This window comes from Salinirubellus litoreus (assembly GCF_037335815.1).
GTDB lineage: Archaea > Halobacteriota > Halobacteria > Halobacteriales > Haloarculaceae > Salinirubellus > Salinirubellus litoreus.
In genome coordinates this window covers 1,139,566-1,154,011 of the sequence record NZ_CP147841.1, presented here as the reverse complement: position 1 = coordinate 1,154,011, position 14,446 = coordinate 1,139,566, and the positions used below count along the sequence as shown (strand labels likewise).

Here is a 14,446-nt window from a genome sequence, read left to right as displayed (position 1 = left end):
GTCACTCGTAGCCGATCCGCGGGTCGATCACCGTGTAGAGGAAGTCCTGCAGGATGTTGATCGAGAGGGTAATGATGATGAAGATGAAGATGAGCGCCCCCGCCAGCGGGAGGTCGCCCTGGAGCGTCGCCCGGAAGAACAGGTTGCCGATGCCGTTGATCCCGAACACCTGCTCGACGATGACGGACCCGCCGAGGAGGATGAACGCCTCGGCGGTGATGATCGGCACCAGCGGGATGAGCGCGTTGCGGAAGACGTGCTTCCAGACGATGCTCCGGGGGCCGAGCCCCTTGGCACGGGCCGTCTCGACGTAGTTCGAGTTGATCGTCTCCAGCACCGCGGTCCGGCCGATCCGCATCTCGTTGCCCATCGACGCGGACCCGAGGACGAGCGCCGCGGGCAGTATCTGCTTGATCGCCGCCCCCAGGTTCGAGAGGTTGTCGAGGTTCGTCAGCGGCGGGGCGGTCGTCACCTTCGTCGTGAACAGCCAGTTCGACCAGTCGAACGTGAACCCGAGGAAGTTCGAGGTGAGCGTCTCCGAGTTCACGAGCAGCGCCACGAGGATGATCCCCAGCCAGAAGTTCGGCATCGCCCGCCAGACGATGCCGCCGAACGACGCCGTGTAGTCCGAGAGGGTGTTCGGGTTGAGCCCGGCGTAGAACCCGAGGGGGATGCCGACGAACAGGGCGACGAGCACCGACCAGAAGCCCAGCCAGACCGTCACCGGTGCCCGCGAGGCGATGAGTTCCGCTACCGGCGTCCCCCGGGAGATGTTCCAGGAGACGCCGAAGTCGAACGTGAACAGCCCGATCATGAAGTCGACGTACTGCTCCCAGAGCGGGACCCGACAGTCCTGAAACGGGTTCGGCGACCCGCAGTTCTGCCTGACGACCCCCATGCTCTGTGCGACGTCGAGGCGAAATCCCGGGTCCGCGTTCAGCCCCACGACCGCCGAGACGGGATCGATCGGGCCGGCCCGGAGTATCAGGAACGTCAGCGACGTCGAGAACAGGAGCACCGGGACGGCGAGGACGACCCGGCGGGCGAAGTACCGCCAGCGGCTCACGGCCGGACACCTCCGCGTATCGAATTCATATATACTATGATCGGGTTTCGGTCAGCGGCAATTATCTCTTTCGCACGCGAACGCCTGCCGTCGGCTGCGAGAGGGCGTCGGGCGGGTCGTCCGCCCGTCTACTCCTGGGCGGACTCCTCCTTCCAGGTGGTGTTGAGCTTCTGGCGCGAGGTCCCCATCGCGCCGAACTTCGGCCGGTGGAGGTAGTCGTACCAGAACGTCTCGGTGGCACCGTGGAACGTGTTCACGAACACGACGTCCTCCCAGTTGGCCTCCTCGATCCGGAGGTAGGCCTCGTTGCGGGCCTGCTGGGCCTCCTCGGTCGGGGCCAGGTTCCCCTGGACCGTCTCGTAGGCCTCCCGGGCCTGCTGGGAGGCCTCGGTCTCCTCGTCACGACCCCAGTTCACGTAGCCGAGCACGCCCGTCTCGCCGGTGTACGTGTTCGGCGGGTAGATGAGCTGGAGGAAGTTGTCCGGGGCGGGCCAGTCGGCGATCCACCCGAGCGTGTACGCCTCGAGGTTCCCCTCGCGGCCGCGGTCGAGCAGCGTCCCGAACTGGGCCTGCTCGATCTCCATGTCGATGTACGCCGCGCCGAGCGACTGCTGGAGGATCTGTGCGATCTCGCTCCAGGTCTGGCTCTGGTAGTGGGTGAACGTGAACGAGAACCGGTTGTCCTCGCCGTAGCCCGCCTCCTCCATCACCTGCTGGGCCCCCTGGACGTCGACCTCGCCGACGCCGTAGGGGTAGGACTCCTCGACGTGGGCGTCGTACTCGTTCCCCCCGCCGGGGTAGACGAGCGGCGGCGTGAGGTGGTAGGCCGGTGACTGCCGGTTCTTGAACACCTGGGAGGCCAGCTGCTCCTGGTTGGTGACGTACGCGATGGCCTGCCGAACGGGCTTGGGGACCGCCGCCGTGTTGAGCCCGAAGTAGTACGTCGAGACCGTGGGCACCTTCAGGTAGTTGACCGTCTCGTCGTTCTGGAGCGGGCCGTACTGTCCGACCTCGCGGCCGCGCTCGTCCCGCTCGACGTTCTGGACGTTCTCGGGGTTGTAGTTGGCCGTCGGCATCGTGAACCAGTCCGCGTTCTGGTTCATCGCGTACTGGTACCGGGCCTGGTCGTCCTCGATGACCTGCCAGTGGACGCCCTCGAGGTACGCCGTCTGACCGTGGTAGTCGTCGAACCGGGAGACCTCGACGGAGGTCCCGTTGTCCCAGTTCTCGAACTGGAACGGGCCGGCACCGACCGGGTTGCCCTCGAGGAACTCCCGGTACTGCGGCGTCGGGTCCCCGCTCTCGGTCTGCTCGTCGCTCGGGCTCGACCCGGCGATACCCTTCGGGTGGGCGGCGAACGACGAGTACGCCAGCATCGCCAGCGTGGCGTGGAACGCCTGCGCCAGCTCGACGCGGATCGTCGACTCGTCCTCGGCGTAGACGCCGAGCGCCCCGTCGCCGTAGTCACCCGTGCCACCCTCCTCCGGCACGCCGAGCGAGTCGAGGATGAAGTACGACCGGACGGAGTTCGGCGAGAACGCGAGCCGCCGGAAGGAGTAGACGAAGTCCTCGGCGGTGACCGGATCGCCGTTGTGGAACGTCGCGTCCTTGATCGTGAACGTGTACGTGGTGAAGTCGTCGCTCGTCTCGTACCCCTCGGCGAGCAGCTGTGCCGGGCTGGTCTGCGCGTTCGGGTAGGTCATCAGCCCGTCGTAGAGCTGCTGGACGACCCGCCCGGAGGCCGTGTCCCCGGACTTGACCGGGTCGAACCCGCCCGACCCGTTCGTGTCGTTGATGAGCTGGAGCGTCCCGCCCGACACCGGCTCCATCGATCCCTCGGTCGAACTGTCGGTCGATCCGGACGTCGCCGTCTCGCCGCCGCCGTCACCGCCCTCCGTCGGTGTCGACTCGGCCGTCGGCGTACTGTCCTGACCGCCGGTACATCCAGCGAGTGCCGCAGCACCCGCGGCCCCGCCCGTCGCGACGAGGAAGCGACGGCGGGAGACGTTAGTTTCGTCTGTCATGGCTTGTTCACTCTTTGACTGCGCCCGTTTAAGCGCGTTGATGCCGCCCCATTCCTGCCGAGGCGGACGGTTTTCCAACCCGCCCTCCGAGCGTGGTCGAAACCGTATGCGTCGGGACGTTCGGGAGGTTCCGGATAATAGCTGTCGTATGCTGAAATCCGAATTTCACTGTCCCCGGGTCACTCGCACGGCTCCGATACGACAGCGTGACGGCGGTGCGGAGCGACGGGCCGGGCCGGTCGTCGCACATCCGCGATCGTGCGTATCCGCTGACCGTTCCGCTACGTTTATATAATGTCTGTCAACTATTAACAAGCATGGCACAGGACCCGACCGCCGCCGGCGAGACCACACCCGACTGTGAAGTGATGGCTTCGGTCGACGGACCGGACCTCGTCATCGCGGCGCTCTGTCGGGAGGACGCGTGGCTCTCCACACCGCTTGCCGACGCGCTCGTCGTCGACGAGTGGCGCTAGGTTCAGGCTCCCTCGAACTTCTCGAGCAGCCGCTCGTAGAACCCGTTCGCGTCCCCCTCGCCCGCCAGCTTCTCGACGATGAGCTCCGGCGTCGACCGGGCGAGGTGGTCCTTCCGGGGCGAGCGCTCGACGACGAGTTCGCCCTCCGAGAGCCCCACGGCCTCGATACCGTCGACGGCGACGTCGACCGACGCGGCGTCGCGTATCTCCCCCGCGAGGTGTGAGACGAACACCGCCGTCGACGCCCCCTCCGCGAGCGCCTCCAGTATACCCGCGATGATGACCGCGCTCGCCCCCGGCTCGGTGATCGACTCGAGTTCGTCGACGAGCACCAGCCGTCCCCGACCGCCCGCCTCGTTCCCGTTCCCGCTCTCGCTCCCGTTTCCCGTCCCGTCGACGGCGAGCGCGCCGAACTCCCGGAGGGTCGCCTCGAACGCCCCCGCGTCGAGGGTCCCCTGCGTCTTGGCCTGGTAGTGGAGGGCCTCGAACCGCTCCACACGGGCTCGTTCCGCGGGGACCGGCAGGCCCATGTGTGCGAGGACGACGACCAGCGCCACTAGGTCGAGCGTCGAGGTCTTCCCGCCGCTGTTGACCCCCGAGAGCAGCGCCACCCCCGAGACGCCGTAGTCGACCGGTTCGACCGCCTCGAAGGGGACGTCCAGCAGCGGCGAACGTCCCCCCTCGATCTCGAACCCCCGGCCCCCGAACCTCGGGACGGTGCAGTCGAAGTCGCGGGCGAAGCGCGACACTGCGAGTTCGACGTCGAGGTCGAGCGCGGCGTCGACGAGCGTCATCGAGGGCTCGCGAAGATCGGCGAGATCGGCCGCGAGCTCGCGTTTCAGCCCCGTCGCCCGGCGATCCCGCGCCGCGGTGAGCTCCTCGCGGAGCCGGGAGACGACCCGGTCGTCGGCCTCGACGGGAAACGTCGGCTCGTCGCCGAACGCCTGTCGGGCGGTCGCGGCGTAGTCCTCGACGCCCAGCGCGTCGACGAGGTGGTCCCGGGCGGCGTCGACCGCCTCGGCGTACTCGTCGCTCAGCTCCCGTCGCAGCAGCGAGTCCACCCCCGCCCCGCGCTCGACCAGCGAGAGCAGGTCCGCCCCCTCGATGGTGACGTCGCGCTCCTCGATGGCGGTCCGGAGGTGGTCGTTGGCGACGCTCTCGGCCATCGACACGGCGGCGTCGAGGTCGTCGACCGCCGTCGCGAGCGCGTCGAGCGTCTCGTCGCCCGCGACGGTCCCGTCCGATTCGAGCCGCGAGAGCGCCGACTCCAGGGCGTCGAGGTCACACGGCGGGTCGAGCGAGGACGTCCGGTGGACGCCGACGGCGGCGCGGAGCCGGTCGCGGTTCCGCGCGAAGAAGGCGAGCGTCCGCTCGGGGACGACGCTGGCGGGGTCCTCCAGGGCTCGGGGCTCGACGCGGACGTCCCCCTCGACGTCGACGCCGGCGAACGACTCGTCGAGGGCGATCACCGTCGAGTAGCCCCGGGCGAGTTCGGCCAGCCCGCGAGCGTCGTCGACGAGTTCGACGCTCACCTCCGGGATCGCCTCGCGGGCCCGCGAGTAGGTCTCGGCGTCGTTCGTCGCCAGACACCGATCGCGAACCCGGACGTCCCGCGCGGGTTCCAGCGGTTCGACGCCCGCGAGCGCCTCGACGGCGGCCGGATCGGGGTCCCGTTCCATCGCCCCCTCGACGAACGCCCGGACCTCCTCGATGCGTGACTCGGCGCTCGACGGGTAGAGCGTCTCGAGACGGCGTTCGGCGTAGTCCGTGACCGCCCGGTCCTGGACGAGCGAGAGCGCGGATCGGTAGACCTCCCGTGCCCGGTCGGTCGCGAGGAACGCCCCGTCGTCGCCGTGGCGGTGCCGGACGGCGGCGCGGGCGATGCGGGCCGCCCGGCCCTCGCTGATGCCCGGCGCTCGGGCGATCGCGGCCACGTCGCCGGACTCGAGCGCCCCCTCCGGGTCGTCGAGCTCCCGGAGCTGCCGGGCGGTCTTCGCCCCGACGCCGGGGATGGCCTCGAGGTCCATCTGGGGAGTGATGGACCGCCGTACGGCAAAACTTCACCGGCTCGGGAACGGGCGAACGGGTCCGGGCCGGCGGATCGGTCCCTCGAACGACGGACCCGGGCGCGATTCGCGAGGGTCGGAGCCGGAGCGTTCCGGGGAACCCCAGGTCGTGCTCGTGACGGTCGCTACCCCGGTAGTAGCGGCGTTTATGCCCTCGCGTGACGTAACAGGGTTATGAGTACCGGGAGTGAGATCACCGGGCGCACCGACCAGGTCTCCGCGGCTCGCGGCCTGATCCGGGCGGTCAAGCCCGCCTACCGCGGCCGGGCCGACACCGAGATGCACACCATCGGCCTGCTGTACGCGACACTGATGGTGATCCTGTTCGTCCCGCTGCTGCCGTTCGCCGTCGTCATCTGGGCGGTGTGGCGGGTCGGGAGGGCGCTCCGGGCGTTCGTCGGCGACGACGGGAGCACGGGAGGCGAGAGCGCGGGACGTCGACGCCGCGGGCGGGCACTCTGACCGGCAGCCCGGGTGCGCGACCGCTACCCGACACGCACCCTATCTGATCCGCGTGTCGACCAGTTCGAACGGGTAGCCGTTGTCGTTCTCGCGGGCGTGCTCGTAGACGACGTGCGCGGTGGCGACGTCCTGGATGGCGAGCCCGGTCGAGTCGAAGAGGGTAATGCCGTCGCCGGGTTCGCGTCCGGGTCTGTCGCCGACGACGATCTCGCCGAGCTCGCCGTAGATGTCGTCCTCGGAGAGCACGCCCGCGCTCCAGGGCACGTTGATCTCCCCCGAGTGGGTGGTCTGTGAGAAGTCGTCGATGACGAGTTTGGCGTCGAGCAGCGTCTCGTCCTCGTGCTCGTGTTTCCCCGCGGCGTCGGCACCCATCGCGTTGACGTGGGTGTGCTCGCCGAGCGCCGACCGGGGGACGATCGGCTCCTCGACGGGCGTCACCGTCGAGAGGACGTCGCAGGCGGCGGCCTCCGCGATCGAGCCCGCGCGGACGTCGAAGTCGTCCTCGTAGCGCTCGATGAACCGGGCCACGGCCGCCTCGTCGATGTCGGAGACGACGACCTCCTCGATGGGCCGTATCTCGGCGATACCTTCCAGCTGGGTGTACGACTGGACCCCCGCTCCGACGATGCCGAGCGAGCGGGCGTCCGCGACCGCGAGGTGATCCGTGGCGACGGCGGCGGCGGCCCCCGTCCGGATGCGTGTGAGCGACGTCCCGTCCATGACCGAGAGAGGAAACGCGTTCCGCGGGTCGGAGTAGATCATCGTCCCCATCACGGTCGGGAGGTCGTACTCGTCGGGGTTGTCGGTGTGAACGTTCACCCACTTGATGCCGGCGGCTTCCCACTCGCCGGCGTCGAGGTACGCGGGCATCGACCGGAAGTCGCCGTCGTATCGCGGGAGGTCGATGTAGGACTTCGCGGGCATCTGCGCGTCGCCGCGCTCGTAGGCGGCGAAAGCGTCGGACAGCGCCGGGATGACCTCGGCCATGCGGGCGTTGGCCACGACGTCCGAGGGGTTCAGCAGGAGCGTCTCCATACCTCCCGGATATTATCCATCGGACTTAGTTGCCATCATCCGCCCCGACCGGCGGTGCCGACGGGGAGCGGCCCCGAACGGCCGCTCGACTGGGGTGGGGAGAGCCGGTCCTAGTCCCCGGCGTGCCGGTTCGCCCGCGAGGGCGGGGGGACCTGCTCCTCCTCGCGAGCGCGGCCGCGCCCGGACTCCCGGTTGACGTGCGCGAACCGCTCGGGGGTGTTCGCGAGCGGGTGGGCGGGGTTCTCGGCCGAGCGGATGCGGGCGGCCCTGAGTTCGCCGAACCCGTTGACGCGGGCGCGGATGCCCCGCCAGTGGTGCTCGGCGGCCCGGGGGACGCGGAACGGGTGCGGGGGCCGATAGTCGCTCTCACGGCCGGCGAGCGTCGCCCGGTTGACGTTCGCCGCGAGGTCGTCGTGGTCGACGAGGACGCCCACACGGGCGGAGGCGGGTGCGTTCGCCGCGAGCACGTCGAGGCCGAGGTGGAGCGCCCGGTACTCGGCGACGTTGTTGTTCGGTACCCGGTCGGGGAGCGAGAGCCGGGCGACGCGGTGCCCGTCGCGGGTCTCGATGATGACGCCCAGGCCGCCCTCCCCCGAGTCCCGGAACGAGCCGTCGGCTGCGAGGTAGAAGTCCCGGTGGTGAGTGTGGGGAGGGTGCGCGATGTGAGGGGTGGGCGAGTCGTCGAACAGGTTCCGAAGGGCCGGCCGATGGGAGACGGCCATACATGGCCGTCGGCACCCCGACTACTTAAACCTGTGTCACGTCCACGCAGGCGACCCGTCTGCTGTCGCCGAATAATGCCAGAGCGGCCGGAGCGGATCGGCGCTCACGCTCGATTTACGCCCTTGCCGTCCACCGTGGACGGGCATCTTCGGAACGGGACGAGACGGTCCCGATGCCGGGTCGTCACTACCGGGAGTGAGGGTAGGGAGAGGGATCCGTTGAGGCCGTGGGGGGGACCCGGCGATTCGGGCGATTCGGGCGATTCGGGCGGTTCAGCGGTGGTGGTCGTGACCGACGAGGAGGGCGACCGCGTTCGCGGCGACGAGTCCGGCGAACGTGAACAGCTCGGACTCGGTCCCGATGCCGCCCACGAGCAGGGAGAGGTAGGCGAACGGGAGGACGACCGCCAGCCAGAACGCCAGGGCACGGACCGGTCTGACGGCGGTCGAGCCGAGCCGGGCGGTGGCCCGGGCGGCGGCGCGAACGGTGGTCGTCTCCTCGTCGATCCAGTTGGAGGGGTTCGTCGTGGACATTGCGGCCTCACTCCTCCCATAGTACCCCACCCCCATATATCGGTGAGAGCCTTCGGATGAGTTCGGCACGTTTCACGACTCCTCGGCGCGACCATCCGACGTTTTACGGCCCATCCAGAGACGTCTAAAACTTTTATAAAGATACCTCAGGCCGTTTCGGACATAGTTAATATATCAGTCATGAATGGCGATCGTGGGCCGTGATCGACCCGAACCGGGGCGAGCGGACGCGCGTGCTCACCCGAGCGTCGCCACGCGCACCTCGTGTGGGCCGGTCGGCGTCGGTATCGCGGCCCGTTCGCGGATCGACGTCCGGACGGTCTCGCGCCACTCCTCGACCCGTCGCGTGTGGTACTCGCGGTGGTCGCTGGGGGTGAACGCGTCACCCGACTCCGATCGGAGTTCGTCCGCCGTCCGGTCGGGCGTCGGGTAGCCGAGCGCGTCGTCCTCGACCAGCCGCTCCGGGGGGACGTGGAGCGGTTCGGGCTGGGTGTCGTACCCCCCCTCCGCACCCGCGAGGTGGAGCCTGGCGCGCATCCGCCCGGCGAACGGCGGCGTCACGCGGAGCACGGCCCGGACGTCGCGGCTCGCGTTCGCCTCCAGCGCCGAGACCACGTCGTCGGCGTGGACCGCGAGCACCCGGATGACCGTCGGGTCGTCGGACTGCACGTCCCTACTCGTCGTGGCGGGCGCTTGAGGCTGTCGGGGCGGCGGACGGACGCCGCGGGTGCCGGTGGGTTCATGCGGGCTGGCGGGCACGCCCCCGTATGGACGCGGACGAGTGGCACGTCGTCGACGACGACGAGGACCGGACGGAGTGGGAACGTCCCGACCGGTTCGTCCGCGTAGTCGTCCGCCGGACGGCGGCCGACGAGTGGGCGGTGACGCTCGACGCGCTCGAACAGGCCCCCGAGGGCCCTGCCTACGAGCGGGAGACCTACACGAACCGAGAGGCGGCGACCGACCGCGCTCGCGTCTGGCGCGAACGCTACACGCCGGACTGATACTGAGGGCTAAAATTTCATGGAAGTCCAGCGACAAGGAGCAGTATGGCGAGGTTGGAGAACGTCTCTGTCGAAGACCTCCGCCAGATCTTGGCGGAGGTCGATGATGCCGACGCGACAAAGCGGCTCATGGTTGCGATCACCTACAAGGAGATCGACGATCTGACGCAAACCGATGCTGCCGCACTCTACGGATTTTCTAGCAGTTGGGCCTCGAAATGGTTCTCTCGACTCGAACGGCTCGCCGATGAGCCGTTCGAGGAGGTTGTCTACGACAAACCACGAGAAGGCAGACCGGCCGAACTCTCTGAGGAACAGCACGAGCAGTTCGTTGAGGCTCTTCACGAGTCACCCGAGGAAGTCGGATATGACGCGCCTGCGTGGTCTGTTCCGTTGGCGCGTCACTACCTCTCCGAGGAGTTCGACGTTGAGTACTGTGAACGTCACGTCCGACGACTGATGTCCGAGGCCGGGCTGTCCTGGAAGACAGCCCGGCCGGAATACTACAAGTCTGACGAACGGGCACAGGAGGCCTGGCAAGAGGGGTTCAAAAAAAGCGCGACGATCTGGACGACGACTACACAGTTCTCGCAGTAGATCAGACGCGACAGGTCCTCTCGAAGCTGATTTATGCGTGGTTTCCTGAAGGCGAGCGCCCGTCACTGCCGGTGACGGGCGCGTGGGACAGCATCAAGCTGCTTGGAGCGGTGAGCGGTTCCGGTGAGACGTTCTTTCTCCCATGTGCAGAGAACTTCAACAGCGATACAACAATCCGTCTACTTGACGCACTCCAGAACGAATTCGGTGAGAAGATCTGCGTTGTCTTGGACAACGCCTCGTATTTTACGGCGAACGCAGTGCAGGAATTCGTCGAAGACACTCCGATCGAACTATGCTACCTTCCACGGGGTTCACCGGAGCTGAACCCCGTAGAAGAGTGCTGGAGGCGACTCAATCAAGCACTCGGCAACCGCCTATTCGACGTGCTGGATGAACTTCAGGAGGCTGCACTGTCTGCCCTTGACGACATCGAACCTCCGAATGCTTTCACGTACTTATGTCCGTGAGTATGAATCGGTCGACTACCACCCGAAGACCTACCGGTCGACCCCCCGAATCCGATGGCGTGCTCTCCACTCGAACCCTCCGGTACGCCGCCGCGCTGACCGTCCTCCTCGCAGTTCCGATCGTGGTTCGTGGCACCATCGACGCCGTCGTCGTGGGCACGATAGGGACCGACGGCGGGTCCCCCTGGTGGCTCCCGCGGTTCGGGACGGTCGGGCGGACCGTCGCCACCTACGGACTCCTCGTCTCGCTGGTGACGTACCTCGTGACGCCGCTGCTCGTGTTCGCCCTCGGCTACCGGTTCGGGCGGGACCGTGCGCCCGGATCGACGGGGTGACGCCGGGGACCGTGACAGGGAGTGTGGGTCGACCCGAACCCGTTTGTCGCTCCGGGTCCGGGTCGGGGTATGACGGAGTTCGTTACGCCGCCGCCTATCGATCGCGGTGACCGGGTGGCCGTCCTCGCCCCCGCCTCGGGGTCGGCCGCGCGGTTCCCGCACGTCCTCGATCGCGGTCTACGGGCGCTACGCGAGCGCCTCGGTCTCGAACCGGTGCTGTTCCCGACGGCCCGGCGGTCGGACGAGTGGCTCTACGACCACCCCACCGCCCGGGCACGCGACGTCGAGCGGGCCTTTCGCGACCCCGACGTCGGGGCCGTGCTCACGACGATCGGCGGGAACGATCAGGTCCGGATCCTCCGCCACCTCGACGCCGACGTCCTCGCCGCTCACCCGACGCGGTTCTTCGGCATCAGCGACAACACCCACCTCCACACCGCGCTCTGGGAGGCCGGCCTCGTCTCCTACTACGGCGGGACGGTGATGACCGACCTCGGCTGTGCGGGCGGTCCGTTCGACTACACGATCGAGTTCCTCGAGCGGGCGCTGTTCGACGAGCGGATCGGCGAGACCTATCCGGCGGTGGAGTTCTCCGACGACGACCCGCAGTGGGCCGAGCCCGAAACGCTCGAGGAGCCCCTCGAACGCGAACCGAATCCGGGGTGGACCTGGCGTGGCGGCGACGGCCGCGTCGAGGGTCGAGTCTGGGGTGGGTGTCTCGAGGTGCTCGACACCGTCCTCGCCGCGGACCGGACGATGCCTCCCGTCGAGTCGCTCGACGGCGCGGTGCTCCTGCTGGAGACGAGCGAGGAGCGGCCGGGCGAGGGCGAGGTCCGCCGGATGCTACTCGGCCTCGGCGAACGGGGCGTCCTCGGGCGGGTCGGCGCGGTCCTCGTCGGCCGGGCGAAGGCCCGCGATCCGTTCTCGGACCCCGGACCCGAAGCCCGCGCCGAGTACCGCGAGCGCCAGCACGAGGCCGTGACGGCGGTGGTCGGGGAGTACAACCCCGACGCCCCGCTCGTCCTCGACTTCGACGTCGGCCACACCCATCCCGTCGTCCCGGTCCCGGTAGGCGGGCGGGCGGTGGTCGACCCGTCGGCGGGGCGGGTCGGGTTCCTCTGAGAGGGCCCGTGCCCCGGAGGTGGTGTCGTGCGATGGCCGCGTCTCCCCGTTCCGAACGTCAGTCGTTACCGGGCGGGAGCGGTCTCGTCGCCGGCCTTCCGCGATTCGTAGGCCTCACCGCGCGACTGCCGCTTTCCGAGCCACATCCCGAGCGTGAGCCCGTAGACGACGTGGGCGACGTGGAACACGAGGACGTCCTCCTCGTCGAGTTCACGGTTCAGGAGGTGCCGGAAGATGACCCGGACGCCGAACGCCGAGAGCACGAACCCGTAGACGACACCGGAGAGGAGTGCGGTCGCCTGTGTCCGCGCCGGGGAACGCCGGTCGATGTGCGGGAAGAGGACCCCCAGAACCGTACCGCCGACCGTACCGTAGAGGAGGTGGAGGACGAGACCCGGAGCGGTGTACTCCTCGGCCGGGCCGCCGCCGACGTACTGGCCCCAGAACTCCGACGTCGGCGGGAGGGCTCTGAACACCGGCATCCGGAAGATGGTCATGACGATCGTCGCCACGAGACCCCCCTCCGCGCCGCGGAACACGGAGGTCCACGTTCCGGGGTCGTGGCCGGGCTCTACGCCGGGAACGCGGTCCTCGACCGCCCGCGAGAGCCGTTCCGATGGGCTCTCCTCCCCCCGGACACCCGCGTTCGGCGATTCGTCGACGATCGGATCGCTCGAGCGAGTCATAGGCGATGGTAGGTGGGGAGCCCCGACGGCGTTGTGCTTGCGAGTGCCCCGGCGTCACCGCCTAGCGGTTGCACTCGCAGGCCACACCAGTATCCGGGAGCCACACGTCCTTCGATCCGTGGCCGCCGTCACGGCGGTCGACACCCTATCATGACAGACTCAGCCGACGACGACGGAGGGACGAGTGCGTTCGAGCGGACGGTTGACGCGGTGTTCACCGCCGACGTCGCCAGGGAGATACACGACGCCATCGACTTCGAGGCGATACTGGCCGACCAGCCGGCGGACGAACCGATCGACTTCGACCACCTGTCCGACACGCTGGGCCGCCCCGTCGGTCGCCTGCTCGCGAAGCGTATCGTCGACGACGGCGGCGCGACCGGCCTCGCGAAGCGGGTCGTCGTGAGCGAAGTCGGCAACCGTACCGCGACGAAGGCGCTCCGTGTCACCGCCGACGCCGTCGACGGCGGCCCGGCCGGGGAGTCGCTCGACGGCGTGGACGCCGGCGGGGACGCGAGCGGCGTCCACGACGCGGCCGGCGACGATCACGAGGGGGTCCTCGACGAGACGGAGGAGTGGAGCGACGACGAGGACGCGACCGGGAGTGGCGACTGAACGGATCCTCGTAGCTCTCTACCGGCGACCGCCGGGTCGGGTCGGTGATCGCCGACGGATCACCGCGATGGCCCGTACGAGACGACGACCCGTGTGAGACGGCGGTCCCGTCGACTACCGTCGGACCCGACCGCGCAGCGCGTTCGAACCGGATTTCGTGTGTCGAATAGCCTCGTCCTTCCCGTCCGGCGATTCATCTAGCACATCGAACGGCTCGTTCCCCGCGAAGTGGCTGTTCTCCAGGTCGTGCTCGAACGTGGGGTACTCACGCCAACACCCAGTCCCGGGCCTGGTGGCGCGGCTCTGTGGCTCCCGGACGCGGGTTCCCGTGACGCGGTGGCCCGACGTCGGGACGGCCTTGCGATGGCTGGCAGTCGACTCTCCGTCGAGCCCCGACAAGTGGAGCCATGGCAGGGTATACTCCGGTCGAGACGACCGAAGAGGGCGACGACTACTACCACGTTCGCTACGAGAATCCGGACGAGTTCGACGAGATCCGGACGCCCGACTGGGCGAGAAACCCCGCCGAGTCGGTCTGCGAGGGGAGCGAGGTCCGGACGGGCCACGAGTCCGACGGGGACGACTGGGAGGTACAGAGCGTGCTGGTCCCGGTCGACGCCGTCTCCGACGAGAAGGAGGCCGCCGAGAAGTCGCAACGGATCGTGGAGAAGATCGAGGACTCGGAGTAGCGCGTCGCACAGGCGAGCTCCGGTCCTCGTCCGTCTCGTCTCGCGAGGGGTCGGGGAGGACCGAGGGGATCAGTTTTCACGGCCGACGGCGGAGCGGGGGTCCGACGGTAGCCGACGGGACGGCGTGACTCGCGGCCGAGACGAGTGCGGCGGCTCGCGGGCTCTCGCCTTCTCGATCCTCGAAGAAAGGGTGGTGTAGTCCCGACTCGACGTCCGTGCCTGAGCCGTGACGCTCAGTGCTGGCGCAGGTGGACCCGATCGTCCTCCCGTCGGTCGACGTGCTCGTCCCGGATCTCGTTGGAGTCGTCGTCGTCCCAGCCGAGCATGTCCTTGATCTTGTCGGTGAGGCTCTCGTCGTCGTCGCGGTCGACCGTCGCGCGGTCGTCGTCGACCTGGTTGATGGTACCGACGCGGGTTCCGTCCGACGTTACGACGTCTCGGCCACGGTCGTCGTCTGTGAATCTTGCCATCGCATCACGGGCGAGGGTCCACAGGGGGGAGTAGCTGCTGCTTGCCGAATTGACATCCTCCCGCGCCTAAAGA

17 protein-coding genes are annotated in these 14,446 nt (G+C 68.6%); 8 read left to right on the top strand and 9 right to left on the bottom strand.

The genetic code is table 11. The features are described 5' to 3' along the window. Position 1 precedes the first annotated feature (1 nt). Complete coding sequence (locus WDJ58_RS05630; RefSeq protein WP_338916660.1) at positions 2-1,066, bottom strand: ABC transporter permease; 1,065 nt, start codon at positions 1,064-1,066, stop codon at positions 2-4. A gap of 128 nt (positions 1,067-1,194) precedes the next feature. Further along, a complete protein-coding gene (locus tag WDJ58_RS05625; RefSeq protein WP_338916659.1) occupies positions 1,195-3,090 on the bottom strand; it encodes an ABC transporter substrate-binding protein in 1,896 nt (631 codons plus the stop codon). A 317-nt stretch (positions 3,091-3,407) separates the two neighbouring features. On the opposite strand from WDJ58_RS05625, the gene WDJ58_RS05620 reads away from it, so the two are divergent. Then, positions 3,408-3,566, top strand: coding sequence for a DUF7556 family protein (locus WDJ58_RS05620; protein ID WP_338916658.1), 159 nt, complete (start codon positions 3,408-3,410; stop codon positions 3,564-3,566). 2 nt (positions 3,567-3,568) lie between these two features. On the opposite strand, the gene WDJ58_RS05615 is transcribed toward WDJ58_RS05620, so the two are convergent. Next, positions 3,569-5,593, bottom strand: a complete 2,025-nt coding sequence (locus tag WDJ58_RS05615; protein WP_338916657.1) for a helix-hairpin-helix domain-containing protein — start codon at positions 5,591-5,593, stop codon at positions 3,569-3,571. 213 nt (positions 5,594-5,806) lie between these two features. Between WDJ58_RS05615 and WDJ58_RS05610 the strand changes: the two genes are divergently transcribed. After that, complete coding sequence (locus tag WDJ58_RS05610; RefSeq protein ID WP_338916656.1) at positions 5,807-6,094, top strand: DUF7535 family protein; 288 nt, start codon at positions 5,807-5,809, stop codon at positions 6,092-6,094. A gap of 39 nt (positions 6,095-6,133) precedes the next feature. Here the strand turns inward: WDJ58_RS05610 and WDJ58_RS05605 are convergent, their stop codons facing one another. The 4 genes from WDJ58_RS05605 to WDJ58_RS05590 all read right to left on the bottom strand — a co-directional run bounded on the left by WDJ58_RS05605 (position 6,134) and on the right by WDJ58_RS05590 (position 9,054). After that, positions 6,134-7,129, bottom strand: coding sequence for an ornithine cyclodeaminase family protein (locus WDJ58_RS05605; RefSeq protein ID WP_338916655.1), 996 nt, complete (start codon positions 7,127-7,129; stop codon positions 6,134-6,136). Positions 7,130-7,239: 110 nt separating this feature from the next. Next, complete coding sequence (locus tag WDJ58_RS05600; protein ID WP_338916654.1) at positions 7,240-7,851, bottom strand: ribonuclease H; 612 nt, start codon at positions 7,849-7,851, stop codon at positions 7,240-7,242. Positions 7,852-8,124: 273 nt separating this feature from the next. Next, positions 8,125-8,385: a hypothetical protein gene (locus WDJ58_RS05595; RefSeq protein ID WP_338916653.1), complete on the bottom strand. Its 261-nt coding sequence runs from the start codon at positions 8,383-8,385 to the stop codon at positions 8,125-8,127. Between the two features lie 237 nt (positions 8,386-8,622). Next, entirely contained in the window at positions 8,623-9,054 is a 432-nt protein-coding gene (locus tag WDJ58_RS05590; protein WP_338916652.1) for a hypothetical protein, read from the bottom strand. A 98-nt stretch (positions 9,055-9,152) separates the two neighbouring features. Between WDJ58_RS05590 and WDJ58_RS05585 the strand changes: the two genes are divergently transcribed. From WDJ58_RS05585 to WDJ58_RS05570, 4 genes are all read left to right on the top strand, one after another. After that, on the top strand, positions 9,153-9,389 hold the full coding sequence (locus WDJ58_RS05585) for a DUF7543 family protein (RefSeq protein WP_338916651.1): 237 nt from the start codon (positions 9,153-9,155) through the stop codon (positions 9,387-9,389). Between the two features lie 45 nt (positions 9,390-9,434). Further along, positions 9,435-10,456, top strand: a protein-coding gene (locus tag WDJ58_RS05580) for an IS630 family transposase (RefSeq protein ID WP_338916650.1) whose coding sequence is annotated in 2 segments (ribosomal slippage) — positions 9,435-9,939 and positions 9,939-10,456 — 1,023 coding nt in all. Because the reading frame shifts where the segments join, the coding sequence is not laid out codon by codon here. Positions 10,457-10,515: 59 nt separating this feature from the next. After that, complete coding sequence (locus WDJ58_RS05575; protein ID WP_338916649.1) at positions 10,516-10,791, top strand: hypothetical protein; 276 nt, start codon at positions 10,516-10,518, stop codon at positions 10,789-10,791. 69 nt (positions 10,792-10,860) lie between these two features. After that, positions 10,861-11,913: a S66 family peptidase gene (locus tag WDJ58_RS05570; protein ID WP_338916648.1), complete on the top strand. Its 1,053-nt coding sequence runs from the start codon at positions 10,861-10,863 to the stop codon at positions 11,911-11,913. A gap of 65 nt (positions 11,914-11,978) precedes the next feature. Here the strand turns inward: WDJ58_RS05570 and WDJ58_RS05565 are convergent, their stop codons facing one another. Beyond that, positions 11,979-12,599, bottom strand: coding sequence for a DUF6789 family protein (locus tag WDJ58_RS05565; protein ID WP_338916647.1), 621 nt, complete (start codon positions 12,597-12,599; stop codon positions 11,979-11,981). Positions 12,600-12,749: 150 nt separating this feature from the next. Here WDJ58_RS05565 and WDJ58_RS05560 point away from each other — a divergent pair, with 150 nt between their 5' ends. Both WDJ58_RS05560 and WDJ58_RS05555 read left to right on the top strand, forming a co-directional pair. Continuing rightward, the gene (locus WDJ58_RS05560) at positions 12,750-13,214 is read left to right on the top strand and encodes a hypothetical protein (RefSeq protein WP_338916646.1); all 465 of its coding nucleotides are present in this window, start codon (positions 12,750-12,752) and stop codon (positions 13,212-13,214) included. A gap of 407 nt (positions 13,215-13,621) precedes the next feature. Beyond that, on the top strand, positions 13,622-13,903 hold the full coding sequence (locus tag WDJ58_RS05555; protein ID WP_338916645.1) for a hypothetical protein: 282 nt from the start codon (positions 13,622-13,624) through the stop codon (positions 13,901-13,903). Between the two features lie 233 nt (positions 13,904-14,136). Here WDJ58_RS05555 and WDJ58_RS05550 read toward each other — a convergent pair whose 3' ends face one another. Beyond that, positions 14,137-14,373 carry a hypothetical protein gene (locus WDJ58_RS05550; RefSeq protein ID WP_338916644.1) on the bottom strand — a complete coding sequence of 79 codons (237 nt, stop codon included), beginning with the start codon at positions 14,371-14,373 and terminating at the stop codon, positions 14,137-14,139. Positions 14,374-14,446 lie beyond the last annotated feature (73 nt).